The organism is Belnapia sp. AC561 (genome assembly GCF_979252845.1).
Map to the genome: position 1 here is coordinate 1 of NZ_CEEDBP010000349.1, position 252 is coordinate 252.

A 252-nucleotide genomic window follows, 5' to 3' on the forward strand; every position below is an offset into this window, starting at 1 on the left:
GCTGGTGCTGCGCTACACCGAATGACCGGGTGAAATCAGATCGGTAGCAGATCCGTCTCGACGCCTGCGCTCGACTCATCGCGGTTGCCCGATTGCATGACCAACAGACGCGCCAGCGTCGTATCGATTTCGATGAAGTCGGGTCTGGCACTGACCTGCGGCTGCTGGCAACGCATCACCAGCTCTTCCAGCAGCGCAGCGTAGAGCGCGGGCACTTCGCAGCGAGCCAGCAGCTCTTCGAGCAGAATACCG

1 protein-coding gene is annotated in these 252 nt (G+C 61.5%); it reads right to left on the reverse strand.

Annotated elements, in window-relative coordinates; all coding sequences use genetic code 11:
- Window positions 1–35 precede the first annotated feature (35 nt).
- The coding region (locus AC0IW9_RS31380; protein ID WP_471652200.1) for a hypothetical protein at window positions 36–252 on the reverse strand (217 nt) is incomplete at its 5' end.